17 protein-coding genes are annotated in these 22,292 nt (G+C 44.9%); 8 read left to right on the top strand and 9 right to left on the bottom strand.

Going from position 1 to position 22,292, the window contains the following annotated elements; translation table 11 throughout:
• Positions 1-41 precede the first annotated feature (41 nt).
• Entirely contained in the window at positions 42-590 is a 549-nt protein-coding gene (locus tag H027_RS0115305) for a PadR family transcriptional regulator (RefSeq protein WP_024873319.1), read from the bottom strand.
• Between the two features lie 226 nt (positions 591-816).
• On the opposite strand from H027_RS0115305, the gene H027_RS0115300 reads away from it, so the two are divergent.
• From H027_RS0115300 to H027_RS0115290, 3 genes are all read left to right on the top strand, one after another.
• Positions 817-2,073, top strand: a complete 1,257-nt coding sequence (locus H027_RS0115300) for an L-lactate MFS transporter (RefSeq protein ID WP_024873318.1) — start codon at positions 817-819, stop codon at positions 2,071-2,073.
• 17 nt (positions 2,074-2,090) lie between these two features.
• The gene (locus tag H027_RS0115295) at positions 2,091-4,040 is read left to right on the top strand and encodes an oxidoreductase (protein WP_024873317.1); all 1,950 of its coding nucleotides are present in this window, start codon (positions 2,091-2,093) and stop codon (positions 4,038-4,040) included.
• Positions 4,041-4,143: 103 nt separating this feature from the next.
• Positions 4,144-4,752 (top strand): class I SAM-dependent DNA methyltransferase, encoded by a 609-nt coding sequence (locus H027_RS0115290; RefSeq protein WP_024873316.1) that lies wholly within the window; start codon positions 4,144-4,146, stop codon positions 4,750-4,752.
• Between the two features lie 53 nt (positions 4,753-4,805).
• On the opposite strand, the gene modD is transcribed toward H027_RS0115290, so the two are convergent.
• From modD to dsbG, 4 genes are all read right to left on the bottom strand, one after another.
• Positions 4,806-5,639 (bottom strand): ModD protein, encoded by an 834-nt coding sequence (modD, locus tag H027_RS0115285; RefSeq protein ID WP_024873315.1) that lies wholly within the window; start codon positions 5,637-5,639, stop codon positions 4,806-4,808.
• Between the two features lie 29 nt (positions 5,640-5,668).
• A complete protein-coding gene (locus H027_RS0115280; protein WP_024873314.1) occupies positions 5,669-6,733 on the bottom strand; it encodes a YeiH family protein in 1,065 nt (354 codons plus the stop codon).
• Between the two features lie 245 nt (positions 6,734-6,978).
• Complete coding sequence (locus H027_RS0115275) at positions 6,979-7,449, bottom strand: DsrE family protein (RefSeq protein ID WP_024873313.1); 471 nt, start codon at positions 7,447-7,449, stop codon at positions 6,979-6,981.
• Positions 7,450-7,463: 14 nt separating this feature from the next.
• A complete protein-coding gene (gene dsbG, locus H027_RS0115270) occupies positions 7,464-8,231 on the bottom strand; it encodes a thiol:disulfide interchange protein DsbG (protein ID WP_051449048.1) in 768 nt (255 codons plus the stop codon).
• A 172-nt stretch (positions 8,232-8,403) separates the two neighbouring features.
• Here dsbG and H027_RS0115265 point away from each other — a divergent pair, with 172 nt between their 5' ends.
• Together H027_RS0115265 and nifJ are read left to right on the top strand one after the other, a co-directional pair.
• Positions 8,404-10,038, top strand: a complete 1,635-nt coding sequence (locus H027_RS0115265) for an NAD(P)-binding protein (RefSeq protein WP_024873311.1) — start codon at positions 8,404-8,406, stop codon at positions 10,036-10,038.
• Positions 10,035-13,637, top strand: a complete 3,603-nt coding sequence (gene nifJ / locus H027_RS0115260; RefSeq protein ID WP_024873310.1) for a pyruvate:ferredoxin (flavodoxin) oxidoreductase — start codon at positions 10,035-10,037, stop codon at positions 13,635-13,637. Before H027_RS0115265 ends, nifJ begins: the two co-directional genes overlap by 4 nt.
• A gap of 56 nt (positions 13,638-13,693) precedes the next feature.
• Here the strand turns inward: nifJ and H027_RS0115255 are convergent, their stop codons facing one another.
• Positions 13,694-16,096, bottom strand: a complete 2,403-nt coding sequence (locus H027_RS0115255; RefSeq protein ID WP_024873309.1) for a glycoside hydrolase family 3 N-terminal domain-containing protein — start codon at positions 16,094-16,096, stop codon at positions 13,694-13,696.
• A gap of 396 nt (positions 16,097-16,492) precedes the next feature.
• Here H027_RS0115255 and H027_RS0115250 point away from each other — a divergent pair, with 396 nt between their 5' ends.
• From H027_RS0115250 to H027_RS0115240, 3 genes are all read left to right on the top strand, one after another.
• Positions 16,493-17,530, top strand: coding sequence for a helix-turn-helix transcriptional regulator (locus H027_RS0115250; protein WP_024873308.1), 1,038 nt, complete (start codon positions 16,493-16,495; stop codon positions 17,528-17,530).
• 337 nt (positions 17,531-17,867) lie between these two features.
• Positions 17,868-19,025 carry a D-alanyl-D-alanine carboxypeptidase family protein gene (locus H027_RS0115245; RefSeq protein WP_237657993.1) on the top strand — a complete coding sequence of 386 codons (1,158 nt, stop codon included), beginning with the start codon at positions 17,868-17,870 and terminating at the stop codon, positions 19,023-19,025.
• Positions 19,026-19,103: 78 nt separating this feature from the next.
• A complete protein-coding gene (locus H027_RS0115240) occupies positions 19,104-19,472 on the top strand; it encodes a sulfite exporter TauE/SafE family protein (RefSeq protein ID WP_024873306.1) in 369 nt (122 codons plus the stop codon).
• A gap of 91 nt (positions 19,473-19,563) precedes the next feature.
• Here the strand turns inward: H027_RS0115240 and pstB are convergent, their stop codons facing one another.
• From pstB to pstC, 3 genes are read right to left on the bottom strand one after another with little or no spacing between them, the layout of a single operon-like run.
• Positions 19,564-20,370: a phosphate ABC transporter ATP-binding protein PstB gene (pstB, locus tag H027_RS0115235; protein WP_024873305.1), complete on the bottom strand. Its 807-nt coding sequence runs from the start codon at positions 20,368-20,370 to the stop codon at positions 19,564-19,566.
• 8 nt (positions 20,371-20,378) lie between these two features.
• The gene (pstA, locus tag H027_RS0115230; RefSeq protein WP_024873304.1) at positions 20,379-21,248 is read right to left on the bottom strand and encodes a phosphate ABC transporter permease PstA; all 870 of its coding nucleotides are present in this window, start codon (positions 21,246-21,248) and stop codon (positions 20,379-20,381) included.
• Positions 21,245-22,249: a phosphate ABC transporter permease subunit PstC gene (gene pstC / locus H027_RS0115225; RefSeq protein WP_024873303.1), complete on the bottom strand. Its 1,005-nt coding sequence runs from the start codon at positions 22,247-22,249 to the stop codon at positions 21,245-21,247. The genes pstA and pstC overlap by 4 nt, the downstream gene beginning before the upstream one ends.
• Between the last annotated feature and the right edge of the window lie 43 nt (positions 22,250-22,292).

The following is a 22,292-nucleotide window of genomic DNA, read 5'->3' as shown; positions in this document are numbered from 1 at the left end:
TTACAACGGTTTAAAACACGCAAGACATCAGATGATGTGCACTAGTTATTTTTCGCCTGTTGGCAGTAAACAATACATTTATCAATCCAATTCAAAATACTCTCTTCCCGCATAATGGCACTTTCCAGCACGATAAAATCACCAAAACGGTCGCTATCATGAGGGGGCACTTCCGGATATTGTTCTGACGTTTTTTTCAGTTGATTCAACCGACGCTTATGCTGCATCTTCTGACTTTCCAGCAGTTTGATGCAGCTTTCCAGATCCAGATTATTTGAAAAATACATCCGTACCCGAAAAACATCCTTGGCTGTTCGTTCAATTAACTCATCTTTATGCAACCACTTGATCAGGTCACTCTTACCTGCATCGGTAATGGTGTATTGCTTCTTCTCCAGAATGTCGCCACTGATTTCAATATCGTAAGTGACTAACCCTTCATCATGCAGCTTTTTCAATTCGGTATAGATCTGACTGTGCTTCGCGTGCCAGAACTCCGCAAGTTCGTAATTGAACTCTTTCCCGATGTCATAGCCCGTCATGGGCTGGCGGTTTAACAACCCCAAAATGGCGTATTTAAGTACTCTCATCGTGATCATCCGATCTGAACAATTCTCGCCGCAGCATAACAAAGCGGATCCTTTCAAACAATAAACAGAGATGCATCACAAAATACATGTAACTATAAACATGTAAATATTGACATGTTTATAGTTGACGGATTAGCTTAAATAAAAGCCATTTAAGCAACATGTTTAATTAATGTATTAATTGTTAATAAATTGTTTAATTAAAAATAAAAGCAGGAGTGACAATATGGATTATTCAAAAAAGAGGTGGTTTATATTAATCGCCAGCTGTTTTATTAATTTATGCATTGGTTCTATGTATGCCTGGAGCGTATTTTCCGCACCAATGGCTAAATATTTAAGTCAATTCAATGGCATTAATTTAACACCCCCCAATTTATCAATTGTTTTTGTCGTCGCAAACTCAATTGGACCAATCACCATGATTTCTGGTGGAAAAATTAACGATAAATTCGGACCACGACTGGTTGTTTTATTTGGTGGTTTGATGTTTGGTGGCGGAATGTTTTTATCCGGATTTGCCACCCAGTTAAATCATTTAATATTAAGCTACGGTATTTTAACCGGCCTTGGTTTAGGTATGGTTTATGGTGCCACCATCAGCACCTCAATTAAATTTTTCCCAGATAAACGTGGTTTAGTGGGTGGTTTAACGACAGCCTTATTCGGGATCAGCTCGGTGATTATTCCCCCGATTGCGGCTGCCATTACTCAGAAAATGGGCGTGATTGCGGCATTTAAAATTATTGGCGCTGCTTTTACTCTGATTATCTGTTGTTGCGCTTTCTTTATTCAAAAATGTCCCGTCAATTTCCAACCTGCAGGCTGGACGCCACCTAAAACCGCACTATCTCAAGGATCTAATGACAAAGACTGGAAAGAAATGCTGCAAACCCCAACGTTCTATGTGTTGATTTTGTTGCTGACCTGCGGTGCGGTAGCAGGCCTGATGTGCATCGCGCTGGCATCCCCACTGGCACAACGCATGATTGGAATGTCTGTCATTGCAGCAACAGGTGTCGTGTCAACACTGGCATTGTTTAACGTTGTAGGGCGCGTCTGTGCCGGTGTTATTTCAGACAAAATCGGCCGGATTAATACGCTGTCACTGGCCTGTCTGTTATCCATATTTGGTTTGTACTTCCTTTATATTTCTGGTCAAGGCGATACACAAACATTTTATATCGGCATTTCTATTGTCGGTATTTGCTTCGGTTCTTTTATGGGGGTATTTCCTGGATTCACTGCCGATCAATTCGGTGCCAAAAATAACAGTGTGAATTTCGGGATCATGTTCTCAGGTTTTGCAATTGCAGGATACGTCGGCCCGAGCATCATGATGGCGGTATCTAATGCAACCAATAGTTTCAAATATGCCTTTTTAATTGGTATTGGTTTCAGCATCGCTGGTTTAGCACTCACCTTTATTTATCGCATGATGAATAAAAAGACAGTAACTGGCCTTGTCTTCTCAAATAAATAATTTTCGGAATATGTCGTATGAAAAGAAAATATCCACATCTGTGTCAGCCAATTAAAATCGGGAATGTATATTTCCGTAACAGAATGTTTGGTGCCCCTATGGGCGGCACTGATATTACGGCTGACTGCACGATTGGTCCGGCTTCCACAGCCTTTTATGAATATCGCGCCAAAGGTGGTGCCGCCAATGTAACGGTCAGTGAACTGGTGGTGCATCCTGAAACAGAAGGTTCGCATATGTATCATCTGGATCTGCATACCCCAGGATCACTGGCGAGCTTTACCTACACCGCCGATGCGATCCGCCGGCATGGTGCGATCGCCAGTGTCGAATTGTCTCATTCTGGGCAGTATGCAGGCACCTATCTGACAGATAAAAACAAAAAAGAAGGCTTGTGCCAATGGGGCCCCAGCGCCGGAATCCGCCCCGATGGGCGCGAAGTTCGTGAACTGACCCAAGAGCTGATTAACGAAATTGTTGCCGCCTACGGTGAGAAAGCGGCACTTGCGAAAAAAGCCGGTTTTGAAATGGTGATGGTACATGGTGGCCATGGCTGGCTGATTAACCAGTTTTTATCACCCTATTTCAATAAACGAACCGATCGTTACGGCGGAACACTGGAAAACCGGGTTCGGTTTGCACAGGAAGTTTTAGATAGCATCCGCAAAGCGGTCGGACCAGGCTTCCCGATTGAATTTCGTATGAGTGGTTCAGAACTGTTTGACGGTGGTTATGATCTGAATGAAGGCATTGAGATCGCAAAATTACTCGAAAGCCGCATCAATTTGCTGCATGTGTCTGCCGGCACGTATCAACGCGGCTTCGGCGTGACCCATCCCTCCATGTTTTTACCGCACGGCAGTAATGTGTATCTGGCCGAGGCCATCAAGAAACAGGTTCAGGTTCCGGTGGCAACCATTGGTGGTTTGAACGATCCCCAAATGATGGAAGATATCATTGCGTCAGGTAAAGCCGATATCGTGGAAATGGCACGTGCATTGTTGGCTGATCCGGAGTTACCGAAAAAGATCACCATGAACCGCGACGAGTATATTGTTCGCTGCCTGCGTTGCTATACCTGCATGGCGGAACGGGCGCAGACAGCCACTCGTCGCTGTACTGTGAATCCGATCATCGGTCGGGAACTCAATGGTATGGAAATTTTGCCAGCCGCACACAAGAAAAAGGTCTTGGTGGTAGGTGGTGGCCCCGGCGGTTTACAGGCTGCACTCACTGCAGCCAAACGCGGTCATGAGGTGATCCTCTGTGAAAAAAACGATGAGGTCGGCGGCATTCTGATTGGCGAGCAGGCGATCCCATTCAAATATGAGATGTATCAACTGGGTGTGACATTAGGCAAACTCTGTGAAGAAGCCGGTGTCGACATTCGCCTGAATACAGAAGTGAATAAGGAATATGCCGATAACATCGGTGCCGATGTCATGATCCTGGCTGTTGGATCTGAACCCTTGATGCCACCGATCAAAGGCTTGGACAGCGATCGGGTTGTCTTGATCAACGATTATCATCATCGCAAAGAGAAAGTGACCAATGACGTCGTTGTATTAGGCGGCGGACTGGCAGGTTGTGAAGCGGCCATCCACTTTGCCCGTGAAGGCAAGAAAGTCCGCTTGGTGGAAATGAATACCGATTTATCGCCAGATGCCAACGTTCGTCACCGTCCGTTATTGTTGGCTGAAATCGAAAAATCCGGCATTGAGGTGTTCCCTAATCATAAAGCGCTCGAAGTGACGTCTGATGGGGTGATTTGTGCAGATCAGAACGATCAGCAAATTTTGATCCCGGGTTCCAGTGTCGTCTGTGCACTGGGTCAGCGTTCTCGTCGTGCTGTCGTTGATGAGTTGTGGGATTCCGCACCACTGGTATCGCAAATAGGTGACTGTGTGAAAGTATCCACCATCACCACGGCGGTCTATCAGGGCCACCATGCTGCGTTAGATGTGTAAATCCAAGGTGTTTTAATAAATAACAGGGGTAGCATTGCTACCCTTTTTTATATCCAATATGGCATATTAGCGAAAGTTAAATTAACTCACAGAGACAGAAAAAATGACGGCTTATTTTGATGCTGCAGCTACCACTTGGGATTTAAAACAACAACGTGTTGCACAGGCTAAAGCGATCGCAGAACAAATCATCGAGAACATTCCGCTTACTCCGCAAATGAATGCTCTGGAGTTTGGTGCAGGCACTGGCTTACTCGGGTTCAATCTTATTGATAAGGTAGGAACGCTCACCTTCGGTGATACATCAAAGGGTATGCTGGCTCAGGTAGAAGAGAAGATAAAAAACTTTGCACATCAAAACGCGCATGTATTAGATCTTAATACAACCGCTATTGATTCAAAATATGATCTGATTTTCAGCTCCATGGTGATGCACCATATCCCCAATTACCAAAATAAAATTAGGGAACTCATCACGGCGCTGACCTCTGACGGTTACCTCTGTATCTGCGATTTAGACAAAGAAGACGGCACCTTTCACAGTGAAGAAACCGTTCCGCATCACGGCTTTGAACGATCTGAAATTGAACAACTATTCCTCGACAGTGGGCTGACGCTTGTTGCCTCCCAGACTGGTTTTATCAACAAGAAAATCATCAACGATCAAGAAGTCGAGTTTCCGGTTTTTATCATCATCGCCAGAAAAGATTAACGCCCCCAGACAGAACGCTAATCATGCGACCACAGCCCGCAGGTTTCAGCGGGCTACTTCACCTCAGTGAAGGTCACTTGCACATCTTTGGGTTCAGCATGATAGGGGGCTGACGTTACTAATAATCCCGCCCCCGCGGCCACATAGTCGGCTGCATTTTTCACGTTTACACCTCCAGCCGCAGCCAGTATGACAGGCAACTGATTCTCCCGACAAAATGCGGAACAGGCCCGGACATTCTCCAGCGAAAATTTATCCATCTGTAAAACTTCTGCCCCGGCACTGGCCCAGCGCTTAGCATCATCCAGATCATGCACTTCAACCACCCGACGATGTTCTGGCGCCTGAGTTTTTAATCGCTGCAAAATCGCCTCGGGGGTTTCATCCAGAAATTGCCGGTGTTCCGCAAACAGTAAAATACTCTCTGATAGCCCCAGTCGATGAATAACACCGCCCCCCGCTTTCACTGCCTTAACAGAGAGAACCTTGGTGCCCGGTGTCTGCTTGCGGGTACAGGCAACCGGAACCGAACCGGCCGCATCGACCAGCGCACGGGTTGCACTGGCCACTCCGCTGGCCCACTCCACCAGTATTTGCGTTGCTTTCCAGACAGCAAACAGGGCATCGGTTTGCCCTGTTGCTGTCAGTAATACCGTCCCTTTTTTTGCCAATTGCCCCGATGAAACGAACCGCTCACTTTTTGCACCACACAATTCAAACAGCCGAGTCGTCTCTTCCACACAACAGACGGTCATGTCTTGTCGGGCAGCAAAGCTGATCTGTATCGGTTTCTCTGATGCCAGCAACAGCTCTGTCGTCAGGTCACCAAAGGGCACATCATCGTGTAATAATTTCAACAATTGTTCATCGGTCAACACACAGCGCATGACAAAATCCTTTTAATATAGCTGGCAGATTAGAAAAAAAACGCCACCAGCCAATTGATAAATCCACCACCCAGAATCAAATACACAAACAGAAATCCGCCCAGAATCAGTGGTTTGATCCCCGTTGACCGGATCGCCCCCATATGAGTTGTTAAGCCCAATGCAGCCATAGCCATGGCCAGTAAAAAGTTATCCAGCACAATCAACTCACGGGTCAGCGTGGCTGGTAACAGGTGCAAAGAATTGACACCTGCCATAACGATAAACAACACAGCAAACCAAGGTATCGTTAATTTGCGGCTCTGAGCTGATCCCTCATCTGAACGCAATCGCAGCCATCCTGAAAGTAATAACAAGAAAGGTGCCAACATCATCACGCGGATCATTTTTACGATGACGGCGGTGTCTGCTGCCTTAGAGCCTATCGCCTGGCCCGCCGCAAAAACTTGGGCTACTTCGTGAATCGTAGAACCTGCGTAGATGCCATAACTGTTTTGATTCTGAAATATAGGAAATAAAGAAACGCCCAGATGATAAAGTACCGGATACAAAAACATGCCCGCCGTACCAAACACCACCACAGTTGCGACAGCAATACTGACCTTGCTGGCCTGAGCACGCACGACCGGCTCTGTTGCCATCACTGCCGCCGCCCCACAAATTGAACTCCCCGCCCCAATTAAAAGTGCGGTATCCCGATCCAGTTTAAGCAACCGGGTTCCCACCCAGTAGGCCAACATAAAGGTAGAACTCAGTACCAGACAGTCGGTCAGAATGGCATCTATGCCAACCCCTTCGATTTGCTGAAAGGTGATCCGCAAGCCATAAAGTACAATACCAATACGCAGTAATTGCTGTTTTGCGATCCCCACACCGGAGGCACATCCCACCGCGATACGCGGATACAGCGTATTCCCCAGCACGATCCCCAACGCAATGGCAATTGTCAGGGCACTGAATCCCCAATGCTGCGCAATTGAATTTTGCGCTAAAACCAATCCGGCAATGGCCACACCCGCAGTTAAAAACAGCCCGGTGAAATGCGTTTTAATCGCCTCACCTGTAGTAAACGGTAATCTAATATTCTGATTCATGGTGGTACTCCTCATCGACTCCGTCAGAGTAGCACCAATATTTTCTATATCTAAATTCGTTATATCGATAGAACTAATTTAGATAACTAATTAACCATACATTTCAAGCGGATATAGACTTATCACACAGATAAATTCCTGTGTGAGCATGTACATCATTTTGTATTGGGTGGGAAAAGGTATCGTCGAAGGTAAAACCAGAATGGATAAGGGCAAAAATGGTTTTGCATTTTTGCCCTTAGTGGTCAGAGTGTTAACACTGCATATCCCTGTGTTTGCAATTCCACCGATGCTGTCATCGCAGAAAGCACAATATCCACAAAAGGCGGCAAACTCGTCGCGGCTATACCTTTGCCAGCCAGCGCCTGACTACAAATCATAAAAGAAACGCCGGCATCGACTAACTCCTGTAATACCGCCTGATTTTTTTCATAGACACTGTGCTCTGTATTAAAGAGTTCGACAGCCGCTCCCGCAACCAATACAACCACGGCGAGATGATCAAGAGAAACCGAAGCCAATGCATACAGATTTATCGCTCGGGCAATTTTATCAACCGCAGGTTGAATACCCTCTGCGGCACTATCCAGATTATTGAGGGTAAATAAAATCTTGTAGCTACGCGTTTCAGGAAAGAGCACTTCTCCATCCCATTTTTTTACCTGCCCAGCAGAACCAATGACGCGTTGCCGGGATATATCAATGATACCTTTCATGGTTTAAACCCTGCTTAATTCAACTGCCCAAGCACTTTGCTCAGTTCGTTTTGTTCTGGCATTCCTTGTTGTTGCTGCAAATGCCCATTGTCATCAAAATACAATAAGGTTGGTGTGGCAACTGATCCCAGTTCATCCATCAATAGCTGATTATCATCCAACTTTTTTTGTATTGCCGCTGGAATAGGATCTAACGGTTTCAAGCCGTTCTTCCCTTGGCTTTTTTCGTATTCCAGCAAACCCTTAGCGGGATCTTTCATCGTCAACAAGGCCGCCGCTTTGGTCGGGCTATCGTGACTGAGAATTCCCACCAGAATATGCCGTATCTGAACCTTACCACTGTCTACCCAAGGACGGGCCTGCTGCCAAAAGCGGTTGCAGTAAGGACAGTTGGGATCTGAAAACATATAGATAATTTTCGGCGCATTAGCCTGACCATCAGCGATCCAAGTGCTTTTTTGCAACTTCGACCAGACCTGTTTAGCCATCGGCGCATAGACTAATTCGTTCAAGGGTTTCAACGAAAGATTATTACCTTTGGCGTCATAAAGATAACCGCTGATTACGAATTTGCCATCACGGCTTGCATATAAGGTTATCCCTTGTTTTTGATATTCCGCCGCATATCCCTGCATACCATTTGGTGCATCAAAACGACCGACAATACGCATGCCTTGTTTTTCAAATGCCTTTATTGCCGCCGGAAGCGGTTCTTCAGCCATCACGCATTGAAACAAAAAGAGGTAAGACACCAGTACATATCGCAATATGACCACAAGCATAATGAAGACCTATATTAGTAGAGGCTAAATAAATAGGTGTTAACAATACCTTAACACTGCGGATGTGGCATGTATTTTTGATGGAAATTCATGAGTAAACGCGCATATACCAAAAGGAGAATATGCTTTCTATGAGCTACAGTTTCTATAAGCATTCTGCTAAGGGCGTGATATGAAAAAATCAGCGCACGATATGACTTCGCCACCCGATCTGCATATACCCACCGGTACAGGCCCCATCCGGCGAACGCATCCGATTTATATGAATTCTCTCCCTCCTTGTAATTATGCATGTCCTGCCGGAGAAAATATTCAGGAATGGCTGTCACTGGCACAAGCCGAACGCTACGAGGAAGCCTGGCAATGTCTGATCGCCAACAATCCGATGCCTGCGGTTCATGGCCGAGTTTGTTATCACCCGTGTGAGAATGCCTGCAACCGGAAACAGGTTGATCAGGCTGTCAGTATTCATGCCGTAGAACGATTTATCGGAGATTTAGCCATTCAGCAAGGGTGGAAACCCGCCCTGAATGTGGCAAAGAGCGGTAAAAAGGTATTGGTCATCGGTGCCGGGCCTTCCGGTCTATCATGCGCATGGCAACTGAGACGACTGGGGCATGAAGTCGAAATCCACGAAGCAGGGCCGATGCCAGGCGGCATGATGCGATTCGGGATTCCCGCCTATCGTATGCCGCGGGATGTTTTAGATCGTGAAATCCAACAGATACTGGATCTCGGCATTACATTAAAACTGAATCAAAAAGTGACCGATGTATTGAAAGTCAAAGAAGACAACGGGTTCGACGCTGTGTTTTTGGCAATAGGCGCTCACTTGGCAAGACGGATCGACATCCCTATGCGCGATGCTGGAAAAATTTTTGATGCCGTCAGCTATTTGTCTGCCGTTGAACGCGGTGAAGTGCCTAAATTAGGTCGTCGGGTAGCGATTTATGGCGGCGGCAACACCGCCATGGATGCCGCACGTACCGCCCACCGCTTAGGGGCTGAAGAAGCCGTGATCATCTATCGCAGGGATAAAGAACACATGCCTGCGCATCCATTCGAGGCGGAAGAAGCCTTGGAGGAAGGTGTCATTATTAACTGGCTGCGGACCATTCGGGAAATCGACGGCACCACGTTAACCATCGAAGAAATGGAATTAGATCCGAGCGGCCATCCACAACCGACAGGGCGATATGAAACGCTGGAAGCTGACAATGTCATTCTGGCCTTGGGGCAGCAGGTCGATCTGTCCGTGATTGAGCGGATCCCCAATATCAAATTGCATGAAGACGGCGTGGTGGTAGTTGATGAACACATGATGACGAGTGTTCCGGGCATTTTTGCTGGCGGTGATATGGTGCCGTCAGAAAGAACCGTCACCATTGCCACAGGTCATGGTAAAAAGGCTGCACGCCACATTGATGGCTGGCTTCGCAATCAACCCTATGTCAAACCTAAGACAAACCCTGTCATACCCTACTCCAAGTTGCATCTTTGGTATGACACCGATGCCGACGCCACCAGCCAACCCGTTGTCACCCCGGAAGAACGCGAAGGGTTTGACGAAATCATTGGCGGGCTCAGTGCTGAACAGGCACGCTATGAAGCCGCACGCTGTTATTCCTGCGGCAACTGCTTTGAATGCGATGGTTGTTATGGTTCCTGCCCTGAAGAAGCGATCCAGAAATTGGGCAAAGGGCTGGGATATCGCATTGATTACGACAAATGCACCGGCTGTGCGGCGTGCTATAACCAATGCCCTTGTCATGCAATCGAAATGATCAATGAGGAGCCGCGGACATGAATAAAGATCATGAAGTGCCTCCATCTGACATGGTGATGACAGACGGCAACGAAGCCGCAGCCTGGGTCGCTTATAAAGTCAGTGAAATTTGCGCGATTTACCCGATCACGCCGTCATCAACCATGGCAGAACTGGCCGATGAATGGGCAACACAACACATTCCCAATATCTGGGGCGATATCCCGACGATCATTGAAATGCAGCATGAGGGAGGCGCAGCCGGTGCTGTGCATGGTGCATTACAAGCCGGGGCACTGAGTACGACATTCACGGCCTCGCAAGGGTTGATGCTCATGATCCCGAATATGTACAAAATTGCCGGAGAACTGACGTCAGCCGTTTTTCACGTAGCCTCCCGCTCTCTTGCCGCACAGGGTTTGTCGATTTTTGGCGATCATCAGGATGTCATGGCCACCAGAACAACCGGTTTTGCACTGCTCTCCTCTGGTTCCGTGCAGCAGGCGCAGGATATGGCCATGATTGCCCACGCGGTGACATTAAAATCTCGCATTCCCTTCCTGCACTTTTTTGATGGATTCCGAACATCACACGAAGTGAACAAAATTTCCCGTCTTTCGGATGAGCAGATAAGGCAGATGATTTGTGATCAGTGGGTGCGAGAGCACAGAATGCGCGCGTTAAACCCCGATCAGCCCTTTATCAGAGGAACGGCTCAGAACCCTGATACCTACTTCCAAAGCAGGGAAACCATCAACGCTTTCTATGACAAAGTGCCTGCCCTGACAGAAGAAACCATGGCGCAATTTGCGCAGATCACCGGACGACAATATCACCTAGTGGAATATGAGGGTGCGGATGATGCCGAGCATGTCATCGTCATCATGGGCTCAGGCGCCTCAACCGTTAAACAGACAGTCAAAGCCCTTAATGCCTCAGGAGGAAAATACGGTATTGTCACGGTGCATCTGTATCGGCCATTTCCTACCGAGCATTTTATAAAGGCCTTTCCGGCAACCACCCGATTTGTTTCGGTGCTGGATCGAACAAAAGAACCCGGTGCTGGTGGTGAACCGTTATATCAAGATGCCGTCAGTGCCTTTGTATTCGGCATTCAAAAGGAATTGTGGCAGACATTCCCCACGATCAGCGGTGGCCGATATGGGCTCTCGTCCAAAGAATTTACACCCGCCATGGTCAAGGCAGTTTTTGAAGAACAACAGAAACCAACCGCCAATAACTTCTTTACCATCGGGATCATCGATGATGTGACTTACTTGAGTTTACCGTGGGATGAATCATGGCAAATCGAACCCGCCAATCAGATCCGGGCTCTGTTTTTTGGGCTGGGTGCCGACGGTACGGTAGGTGCAAACAAAAACAGTATCAAAATCATTGGGGATTTACCCGAATATTATGCGCAGGGCTATTTTGTCTACGACTCGAAAAAATCGGGCTCAAAAACAATCTCCCACTTGCGATTCGGGCCCGAACCGATAGATGCCCCTTACCTGATCAGTGCCGCTAATTTTATCGGTTGTCACCAGTTTAACTTTGTCGAATCTCCCGACGTATTAAGCCATGCAGAAACCGGAGCCACCTTTCTGCTCAATAGCCCCTACCCGGCAGATGAAACATGGCAGCATCTTCCCTCGCTGGTACAACAGCAGATCTTGCAAAAAAAACTCGATTTTTACGTCATCAATGCCAAAGAAGTTGCCCAGCTCACGGGGATGGGTTCTCGAATCAATACCATCATGCAAACGTGCTTCTTTGCGCTATCACACGTCATGCCTAAAGAGCAGGCCATTGCATTAATCAAAAAAAGCATTGAAAAAACCTACCACAAGAAAGGGACTGCCATCATTGAGAAAAATTTTGATGCCGTCGATGTGACATTGAATCATCTTCATCGCGTCAACGTGCCTGAGCAGATATCCACCTCCAACAACGCGGTATGGACAATTCCAGATGATGCCCCGCCATTTGTTCGCGATGTGACCGCAGAAATGATTCGGGATCATGGTAACCGTATTCCCGTGTCGTTATTACCCGTTGATGGCACCTACCCGTCTGGCACCAGCCAATGGGAAAAACGGAATATTGCACTGGAGATCCCTGAATGGCATCAGGATCTTTGCATTCAGTGTGGGAACTGTTCCTTTGTGTGCCCTCATGCCGCCATTCGCGCCAAGTTTTATCATCAAAGCCTCATAGATAGTGCCCCTGCCGACATCAAATCTGCACCGATCAGTGCACATGGTTTTCCTGACACACTCTACACGTTGCAGGTCTATCCTGAAGATTGTACCGGCTGTGGTCTGTGTGTTGAGGCGTGCCCAGTCCGGGATGGGGATACACAACAACGAGCCATACAGATGGTCGATAAATTACCGATCCTCGAACGAGAAAAAAAGGCGTTGGAATGGTTCCAGACCTTGCCGTGGCCAAAACGATCCGCCGTCGATTTTTCTACGATCCGTGGCGTACAATTTTTAGAACCCCTTTTCGAATTTTCAGGCGCTTGCGCTGGCTGTGGTGAAACGCCCTACCTGAAATTACTGACCCAACTCTTTGGTGATCGCATGATGGTTGCCAATGCAACCGGGTGCTCTTCCATTTATGGAGGGAACTTACCGACTACGCCTTGGTCAAAAAATGGCGAGGGTAAAGGCCCAGCCTGGTCAAACTCATTATTTGAAGACAATGCCGAATTTGGGTTGGGGTTCCGCCTGACCGCCGATCATCATAAATATCAGGCTGAAAAAGCCTTAACCACTAAAATTCAGCAGCTCGGTTCTGATCTGGTCGAACAAATCATTAATGCCCCGCAACAGATCGAATCACAAATACAGGCTCAACGGGCCCGTCTGCTGAAGGTGCGTGAACTGCTGCGCGATGATCAGTCAGCATCAGGGTTGAACTTACAGAGTTTGCTCGATCATCTGATCCGACGTTCAGTCTGGATCGTCGGTGGCGACGGCTGGGCTTACGATATTGGTTCCTCCGGCTTAGACCATGTGATTGCATCCGGAAAAGACATCAACATCTTGGTGATGGATACGGAGGTTTATTCCAACACTGGCGGGCAAATGTCAAAATCGACGCCATTGGGTGCCGTTGCAAAATTTGCAGCCGGCGGCAAAACCATGGCCAAAAAGGATGTCGCGTTACAGGCGATTTCTTACGGTAATGTCTATGTCGCCAGAATTGCATTTGGTGCCAATCCACAGCAGGCATTACAGGCATTGCGCGAAGCCGAAGCTTATCCGGGCCCATCAATCATCATTGCCTACAGTCATTGCATTGCACATGGTATCGATATGAAAGACGGTTTAGCTCAGCAAAAACGCGCCGTAGCCTCCGGGCATTGGCCGTTAATTCGATACAATCCGGTCTTACGGGAACAAGGGCTCAACCCATTCACGCTCGATAGTCTGCGACCGACCCGGCCATTGTCTGAATACCGGAAATATGAAAGCCGCTACCAAACCTTAATGCAACAGCATCCGGAAGAAGCTCAACGGCTGATGAAAATAGCGCAGCAAGTGGCTGATCAGAAATGGATCACCTATGAGCGTATGGCGCTTGATTCTGCCGAAGCTTTTCATCCGGATGCCAGAAAATCAGCATTAACGTGATGCGATAATATAGAAAAAGGCAGACCCCATCAGGATCTGCCTTTTCTTTACTTTGCTTATTTACTGACAGTGATAAAGGATGATTCAGTTACGCCATCTGGTAAGGCCAAAGCACCAGAACTCGTATTGCTGACAACTACTTTACTATTAACCGTAAATGTCACTGGATCTGTCGAAGAAACATCTGAAGATGGGCTGATATAGGCTTTATAAACGCCCGGTTCAATGACCCATTGATTGTTAGCTTCATCAAAACTGGCCAGTTGCTCTGCCGGTATGGTGAAGGTTAACTGCTGAGTAGCGCCCGCGTCGAGCTTGTTGGTCTTCGCAAATGACTTCAGCTCGATTGTCGGCTTTTTCAGATTCACTTCAGGCGCTGAAATATAAACCTCCGCAACCTCTTTACCTGCCACGTTGCCTGTGTTGGTAATGGTAGTGGTCAGCGTGACACTCCCCTTCGCACCTTTTGAATTTAAAGTATTATCAGAAACGGCGGAGTTGGTGTAACCAAAAGTCGTGTACGACAAACCAAATCCAAACGGATACGCTACTGGTTTATCAAACGTATTGTAATAGCGATAACCAACGTAGATATCTTCGTTATAGTAGTTTGTATCTACGGTGCCATCACTATTGGTATCTACGCCGTTGAAAGATGTTGCTGATGGAACATCGGCATAGCTGGCCGGGATTGTTTGTGCCAATTTACCACTTGGATTCGTCACACCTGACAGCAAATCGGTGATAGCATCACCTGCTTCCTGACCCGGCATATAGGCCAGTAAAATCCCATCAACTTTGTCTTTCCAAGCCGTTGTATCAACAATACCACCCACATTCAGCACGACTACGACTTTTTTCCCTTGTGCATGGAACGCCGTCGATACGTTGTCAATCAATGTACTTTCAGCATCAGTCAACAGATAATCACCCTTATCCGCGCTGCGATCCGCACCTTCCCCTGCAATACGAGAAATGCTGATAACTGCAATGCTATCTGCCGCTGCGGCCGTATTGATTTCCGTTGTTGATAAAGCAGACGCATCAGGCTCCGAACACGCCCAAGTATAATTCATATGAAATGCATCCCATTGCTGGGTTTTGTTAGCGCTATACCAATCTGCATATGTCGTTTTTAACGTACTATCAACGGTAAACTGCCCAGATAAACCATCGATAATATTCTTGATATATGCGGTATTAACATCGCCGCTGCCTGTTCCGCCTTTCCGCGTAGTCAGTTGCGCAATACCGAAAGCGGCAACAGTCCCGGATGTAGAATCGATTGGCAAAGCAGATGCATTTTTTAATAAAACCATCCCCTCTTCGGCAGCTTGTTTTGCTAACGCTGCATGTGCATTTAAATCAGGATTATTTGAAAAAACATATTTCTGATTAGATGGTGTTTTCAGTGCCTGAGTAAGAATATGTGTTGCATCACGATTAATAATGTCATCACTTAATGTTTTATTTGCATAGGCTGTTTTTAATACGGTTAATGGAACCTCGCCGGTTACAAAATTTGTTGCCCCAGGTTGAATGAGATCATTACCTGCTGTTACTTGAGAAAGTGCATTATCTCCGGCAAACCAGTCACTCATGACCAAGCCTTTGAAACCCCATTCATCACGCAATACGTTTGTAAGCAAATCAGCACGCTGGCTGGTATAGGTGCCATTAATTTTATTATAAGAACTCATTAATGCCCACGGTTGAGCATTTTCAACAGCATATTGGAAACCACGCAGATATATTTCACGTAAAGCTCGTGGTGAAATAATGTTGTTTACATTCATTCTGTTGGTTTCAGAGTTATTGGCTGCAAAATGCTTTATCGTCGTCGCGATACCCTCCGATTGAGCACCTGAAACCATCGCGGCAGCCATTTCCCCAGTAACAAGAGGATCTTCCGAATAATACTCAAAATTACGGCCATTCAGCGGGTTTCGCTGAATATTCATACCAGGAGCCAACCAGAAATCAATCCCATATTCTTTGGCTTCGTTGCCTGCTGCGGCGCCAACCTCTTTTACGATTTCAGGATTCCAGGTAGAGGCTAATAAAGTACCAACAGGGAACCCTGTTGTATAAAAAGTTCCCGCTGTATCGCTACGCGTTGAGGTAATACGAATACCTGCTGGGCCATCCGCCAATTTGGAAGCGGGTATATCCAGGCCAGAAGTAGTATTGAGTACACCATTAATATATCCCGCGACCCCGGCTGTATCTGACTTCAAATTGGCTACATTTGCGTTTGTCATTCCAGGGCCAACAAGCATATTCAGTTTTTCATCTACCGTCATCTTGGCAATCAAACTTTCCGCCAAAGACTTATAATAAGCATCATCTTTAACCGTAGTTGTAGAACTGTCAGTGTTACAACCCGCTATAGTGCCCGCCAGCACGACCGAAACAGCAACTGCGACAATACTTACTTTTATTTTATGGTTATACGTCATCATTTTATTCCTTTAAAAATAGATTAGATTGCCAGGCGAAGTCCATGCACATTAGCCCGATGTCAATCATGGTTATTAATAATCTGATAACTCGTTAAATTTATAGACAATATTAATTCCAATCATCGACTTGCGATGATTTAATAAATTGCACATCTAATCTAATAAAGAGGAATATATATTTCTTTGCTTTTTGGTGTTTTTTTTTGACATTTTGGTGAAATGATTGAAAATCAAAAGCTCATCACCATATTACTATTTGTTACAAATATGGAAACAAGCGTCACATTGGATTTATTTTGTGATGGCAATCATTTTTATGTGGGGACTATTTTTATTTATAATAATATAAGATCAATAATATCTCATTATTATCTATTCTTTATCCGGTGTTCTATGGGAAAAAATGTCTCTAATCTGATGGCTCAAAATATGCTCCTTTTTTTAGACTCCAATGGTGCCAACACAAAAGAGATAATGGATACCTGTGGGCTTAGCAGCTATGAAATTGAGTGTCATGATGGAAGATTATCAGAAAAACAACACTATGCTTTCATGTCAGAAATATCGAGAAATTACCCATCAATGATCCTACCGATGCTGGAGAATTGCATTAAACACGGCGTAATGGAGGCATACTATGAGTGGTATCCCAATTTGCTTGGTGTCTGTCTTAATGAAGAATCAGCCATCAGTGCCATTAATCGATTTATTGAAAATAGAATAATAATTGGAAGTTGTGACTCTATTACTGTTACAAGAAATGATTCAAAAACAAAAATTGAATACATCAATATGGGGCCTACCCATATAAACAACATCTCTGCTATCGGCAACTTCATTCTATTATATGACTTAATGCAAGCATACGCTGACTTCAAAAACATTGAAATTGGCTTCATGGGTGATCTGTATGAAAATAAAGGCTTACTAAATAATTTCTTCGAAAGCAGATGCCAGTTCAATCAAAATTCAAACTTTATTATAGTAGATAATATCTCTCTTGATAAAACCAGCTCATTTTTCAACTCAGCTTTACATTCAATACAAAAAAATGAAGTCAATAAAAAACGAATAGAATTAGAAAAAACTCAAAGCTTATCAGGAACTGTCGCGAAAATAATAAAGAATTCCATTGAAAACATGCGTTCAGAGTCTGAAATACAAATAATGACTGATGTATGTTTTGCCTTAAAGATAAGCAGATGGACATTGAATGAAAAACTGAAACAAGAAAATACCACCTTTTCTGATATTTTAAAGAAAGTAAGAGTCACTATGGCATGTAAACTACTTATAGATACCAATAAGAGTATGCAAGAAATAAGTGAACTCGTTTGCTTCTCTTCTCTTTCCGTATTCTCTCGATTTTTCAAATCTAACCTGAATATCTCCCCCCTCTCTTACAGACAGAAGCATAGTAATCACATATAACCATATCGATAATCGGCACATGAATATCCCCTTATCAATTAAATGAATTACCAATATCAAAAAAACAGGTTAAGGAATAATTAATGTAATGAAGTTACCCTGACTGGCCGTTCATAAATGATGAGCATCGCACTCCATATGAAGCCTTGTATAAGGATTATCGATTGGCTGTGAGTGAGATTTTATGGAATAAGACTTCAATGGCGATGTGAATATCAGTATAAATTTCTCAATTAGGCTAAGAAGGATAAATGTTTTGAAACCCATCCCAATTATTCTATTAACCAGTGTTCTAACGGTTTCCTCTCCTATTTTTGCTGCTCCTGAATCTTCATCTATAATTCCGCAACCAACACCACTTGCAACACCAGACCCTAAACCACAACCTCAATTGAACCCTGTTGCTGTGCCAAGCCCACCCAATATTGCAGCCAAAGCATGGCTCCTTATGGACTACAATAGTGGTGAAATTCTATTTGGTGAAAATGCCGACGAACGATTACCACCAGCAAGTTTAACGAAAATGATGACGTCATACGTCATTGGGCAAACGTTGAAATCAGGCCAAATTAAACCCACCGACATGGTTACCATCAGTAAAAATGCGTGGGCTAAAAACTACGGCGATTCATCAAAGATGTTCGTTGAAGTCGGTAAGCAAGTCAGCGTCGAAAACCTGAACAAAGGTATTATTATCGACTCTGGTAATGATGCCTGTATTGCCATGGCTGAATATATTGCAGGCTCTGAAGATTCATTTGTAAGCTTAATGAATGAATGGGCAACAAAATTGGGCATGCACAATACACATTTTGTGAATGCTCACGGTTTATATAATATCGACCATTACTCTACTGCTCACGATCTGGCCATCCTTGCCAGAGCACTAATTCATGATTTACCCAATGAATATGCCATTTACTCGCAGAAAGACTTCACGTTCAATGGCATCGCACAACATAACCGTAACCGGTTATTGTGGGACAAATCATTAACTGTAGATGGCATCAAAACCGGCCACGTCAGTGAAGCCGGCTTCAATCTGGTAGCTTCTGCGACTGGCCCTGAAAACATGCGATTAATTTCCGTCGTTATTGGTGCCAACAGCGAACAACAACGAGCTGATGAAAGTAAGAAACTGCTCACTTACGGTTTCCGTTTTTACCAAAATGTTCAACCGTATAAAAAAGATACCGAACTGACAAAACAGCGTGTCTGGATGGGCGATAAACTCAAAGTGAGTTTAGGTACTGACCGAGATATTAGCCTGTTAGTTCCCCGAAATGAGGTTTCTCGCTTAAAAGCAGATTTCCAACTGAATACGGAATTAAAAGCCCCGCTCAAGCAAGGTACGCCTGTTGGTTCCATATTCTTGAGTGTTGATGGTAAAGATATTGCTAAATATCCATTAGTTACCTTAGATGCCATACATGAAGGCGGTATCTTTAGTAGATTGTGGGATTATTTAACTTTATTTCTCCAAAAATTATTTTGAATAACCGCAAAATAAGCGAGAGAATTGGCACCTCGGATAGGTTTCCGAGGTGTTTTTTTATTTCATAAGGCAAAAAGAATGATGATCTTTGGATTTATATTAATTGGTCTATCTGCCGGTTTACTTTCCGGATTATTCGGGATCGGCGGTGGTGTTCTTATTGTCCCCGCATTAATATATATTCTTGGTTTTTCTCAAAAACTTGCAACTGGTACTAGTCTGGCCATTCTGTTGCCGCCTGTAGGAATCGCTGCAGTTTTAGAATATTACCGACATGGAGAGGTTGATTTTAAAGCGGCATTGACCATTGCAGTTATGGTCTTGATTGGAAGTTGGTTAGGTGCTCGCGTTGCAGTACAGCTAGATGAAAAAATACTCAAGACAGTATTTGGTATTTTTCTAATTGTTCTCGGCATTTATATCGTAATGGATGCCATGAAAAAATAATTCTGACTGGTTTTACTGTTCTGTTTCTGAATTGCCTTATAAAAATTTGCAGCAGCCAGTAATAAATAATTGCTAGCTGCTGCGGTGTTATTTAACCGAACCGGCCTGTAATATAATCTTCTGTTTCCTTACGTCCCGGTTTCAGGAAGATTTTGTCCGTATTATCAAACTCGATCAGTTCACCCAAATACATAAATGCTGTGAAATCTGAAACACGCGCAGCCTGTTGCATGTTATGGGTTACAATTACAATTGTATATTCTTGCTTTAATTCAACAACCAACTCTTCAATTTTCGCAGTGGAAATTGGGTCTAACGCTGATGTCGGTTCATCCAGCAACAAGATCTCTGGTTTAATTGAAATAGCTCGAGCAATACATAAACGTTGTTGCTGACCGCCAGACAAACTCATGCCGCTTTGATGCAGTTTGTCTTTTACTTCGCTCCATAAAGCAGTTTTTTTCAACGCCCATTCAACACGTTCGTCCATCTCATATTTTGATAATTTTTCATAAAGACGAACACCGAAAGCAATGTTTTCATAAATAGACATTGGAAATGGCGTTGGCTTCTGAAACACCATACCAATTTTTTTACGAATTAATGCAACGTCTTCTTTTGAAGTTAATATATTTTGGCCATCAACAAGAATCTCACCCGTTGCTTTTTGCTCCGGATACAGTTCATACATGCGATTAAAAATTCGCAATAGTGTTGATTTACCGCACCCTGACGGACCGATGAATGCAGTCACGCCCCGAACAGGAATTTCCATATTAATGTCTTTCAATGCCTTGAATTGACCATAATAAAAATCAAGGTTTTTAATAGAAATGCCGATGTCTGCATTCTGAGTCTGGACATTATTTTCAAAAGGTAGAACAGTTGAATTACTCATATTATTTTTCAATCCTTCTTACCAAAAAACACACGAGCGGTAAGATTAATAATCAGAACACCCACAGTGATAATCAATACACCAGCCCACGCCAACTCCTGCCAGTTCGTATAGGGGCTCATGGCAAACTTGTAGATGGTCACAGGAAGACTCGCCATCGGCTGAGATAACCCGGTCACCCAGAATTGATTATTCAGTGCAGTAAATAACAGTGGTGCTGTTTCACCAGAGATACGTGCGACAGCCAGCATGACACCCGTCAATACGCCAGAACGTGCTGCACGCAAAACGATAAAAGAGACCACCTTCCACTTCGGTGTTCCCAACGCATAGGCTGCTTCTCTAAGTGTATTTGGCACCAGACGCAACATATCCTCGGTGGTTCTGACAACCACAGGCACAACCATCAGTGCAAGTGCAATCGCACCGGCCCAGCCGGAAAAGGTTTGCGTATGTGCAACGACCAGTGCGTACACAAATAGACCAATAACAATAGAAGGTGCAGACAACAAGATATCATTGATAAACCGTGTCACCTTGGCAAACAGAGAACGTCCACTGTATTCAGAGAGATAAACACCGGCCATCAGCCCAATCGGCGTACCAATCGCAGTACCTACGGCGGTCATTAAAACAGAACCATATATTGCGTTAAGCAATCCACCAGCTGAATCCGGTGCTGGCGTCATCTGAGTCAACGTCGATAACGAAAGCCCCTTAAACCCTAACTGCAGAACCGACCATAAGATCCAAATTAGCCAGACCATGCCGAATGCCATTGCCAGCATTGAAAAAAACAATGCGACAACATTCGTTACTTTGCGACGCTTGAATCGTTGTTGGCTATCAGAATTCAATGAAGAACGAGGATAAATCATGATCTTCCTCCTTCTCGTTGCGCCAGTTTAAGCAGTAGCAACTTCGAAAACGCAAGAACAACAAAGGTAATGAAAAACAAGACTAAGCCCAAATAAAACAGTGCAGATTGATGTGTTGTTGAGGCTTCAGCAAATTCGTTGGCCAGCACAGACGTGATGGTATTTCCAGGCTGAAATAACGATGCACCAGTAAACGAACTGGTGTTACCGATGATGAAAGTTACGGCCATCGTTTCCCCCATCGCACGCCCTAAACCAAGCATGATGCCACCAATGGCACCGACTTTTGTGTACGGCATAACAACGTGCCACATGACTTCCCATGTGGTGCATCCAATTCCATATGCTGATTCTTTTAGCATATGCGGAGTAACTTCAAAAACATCGCGCATAACGGATGCTATAAAAGGAATGATCATGATGGCCAGAATGATCCCGGCGGCTAAAATGCCGATACCAACGGGTGGCCCCTGAAATAATGCACCAATGACCGGAATGTTTCCCATCCAGCCTTGCAGTGGTTGTTGCACATAGGTCGACAGCAGAGGTGAAAATACCATCAGCCCCCACATGCCATACACGATGGACGGAATTGCAGCCAGCAATTCAATCGCCGTAGTGAGTGGGCGACGCAACCAGCGCGGAGATAATTCAGTTAAGAAGACGGCAATACCAAAGCTCACCGGTACCGCAATTAATAATGCAATCAGAGACGTAACCAACGTCCCATAGATCATGGTGAAACCACCAAATTCATCATTAACAGGATTCCAATTGGAATCTGTAAAGAAATTCAATCCGAAAGAATGAATTGCAGGCCATGCACCAACAAAAAGGGAAAGGATGATTCCTGCTAAAGCAGCCAGTGTCAGGCAGGCAGCCAGAAACGCCAAGGTACCAAAAACCACGTCACCGGGATTTTTGATTCTGAAGCGGGAAACAGATTTTGTTTCGAAGTTATCCTTCTCAACATCATTTACCGAGGTGTAACTTGAATCCATTATAAAATCTCTTTAGAAAGAAAAGCTGCCAGCACAAAACTGG

Origin of the sequence: Tolumonas lignilytica, from assembly GCF_000527035.1 — a bacterium.
GTDB lineage: Bacteria > Pseudomonadota > Gammaproteobacteria > Enterobacterales > Aeromonadaceae > Tolumonas > Tolumonas lignilytica.
Note: the sequence above shows the minus strand (reverse complement) of the source record. Positions and strands in the feature narration are given on the sequence as shown.

Coding starts and splice junctions, on each gene's coding strand:
- H027_RS0115305 (WP_024873319.1), bottom strand. CDS start 590: ATGAGAGTACTTAAATACGCCATTTTGGGGTTGTTAAACCGCCAGCCC.
- H027_RS0115300 (WP_024873318.1), top strand. CDS start 817: ATGGATTATTCAAAAAAGAGGTGGTTTATATTAATCGCCAGCTGTTTT.
- H027_RS0115295 (WP_024873317.1), top strand. CDS start 2,091: ATGAAAAGAAAATATCCACATCTGTGTCAGCCAATTAAAATCGGGAAT.
- H027_RS0115290 (WP_024873316.1), top strand. CDS start 4,144: ATGACGGCTTATTTTGATGCTGCAGCTACCACTTGGGATTTAAAACAA.
- modD (WP_024873315.1), bottom strand. CDS start 5,639: ATGCGCTGTGTGTTGACCGATGAACAATTGTTGAAATTATTACACGAT.
- H027_RS0115280 (WP_024873314.1), bottom strand. CDS start 6,733: ATGAATCAGAATATTAGATTACCGTTTACTACAGGTGAGGCGATTAAA.
- H027_RS0115275 (WP_024873313.1), bottom strand. CDS start 7,449: ATGAAAGGTATCATTGATATATCCCGGCAACGCGTCATTGGTTCTGCT.
- dsbG (WP_051449048.1), bottom strand. CDS start 8,231: ATGCTTGTGGTCATATTGCGATATGTACTGGTGTCTTACCTCTTTTTG.
- H027_RS0115265 (WP_024873311.1), top strand. CDS start 8,404: ATGAAAAAATCAGCGCACGATATGACTTCGCCACCCGATCTGCATATA.
- nifJ (WP_024873310.1), top strand. CDS start 10,035: ATGAATAAAGATCATGAAGTGCCTCCATCTGACATGGTGATGACAGAC.
- H027_RS0115255 (WP_024873309.1), bottom strand. CDS start 16,096: ATGACGTATAACCATAAAATAAAAGTAAGTATTGTCGCAGTTGCTGTT.
- H027_RS0115250 (WP_024873308.1), top strand. CDS start 16,493: ATGGGAAAAAATGTCTCTAATCTGATGGCTCAAAATATGCTCCTTTTT.
- H027_RS0115240 (WP_024873306.1), top strand. CDS start 19,104: ATGATGATCTTTGGATTTATATTAATTGGTCTATCTGCCGGTTTACTT.
- pstB (WP_024873305.1), bottom strand. CDS start 20,370: ATGAGTAATTCAACTGTTCTACCTTTTGAAAATAATGTCCAGACTCAG.
- pstA (WP_024873304.1), bottom strand. CDS start 21,248: ATGATTTATCCTCGTTCTTCATTGAATTCTGATAGCCAACAACGATTC.
- pstC (WP_024873303.1), bottom strand. CDS start 22,249: ATGGATTCAAGTTACACCTCGGTAAATGATGTTGAGAAGGATAACTTC.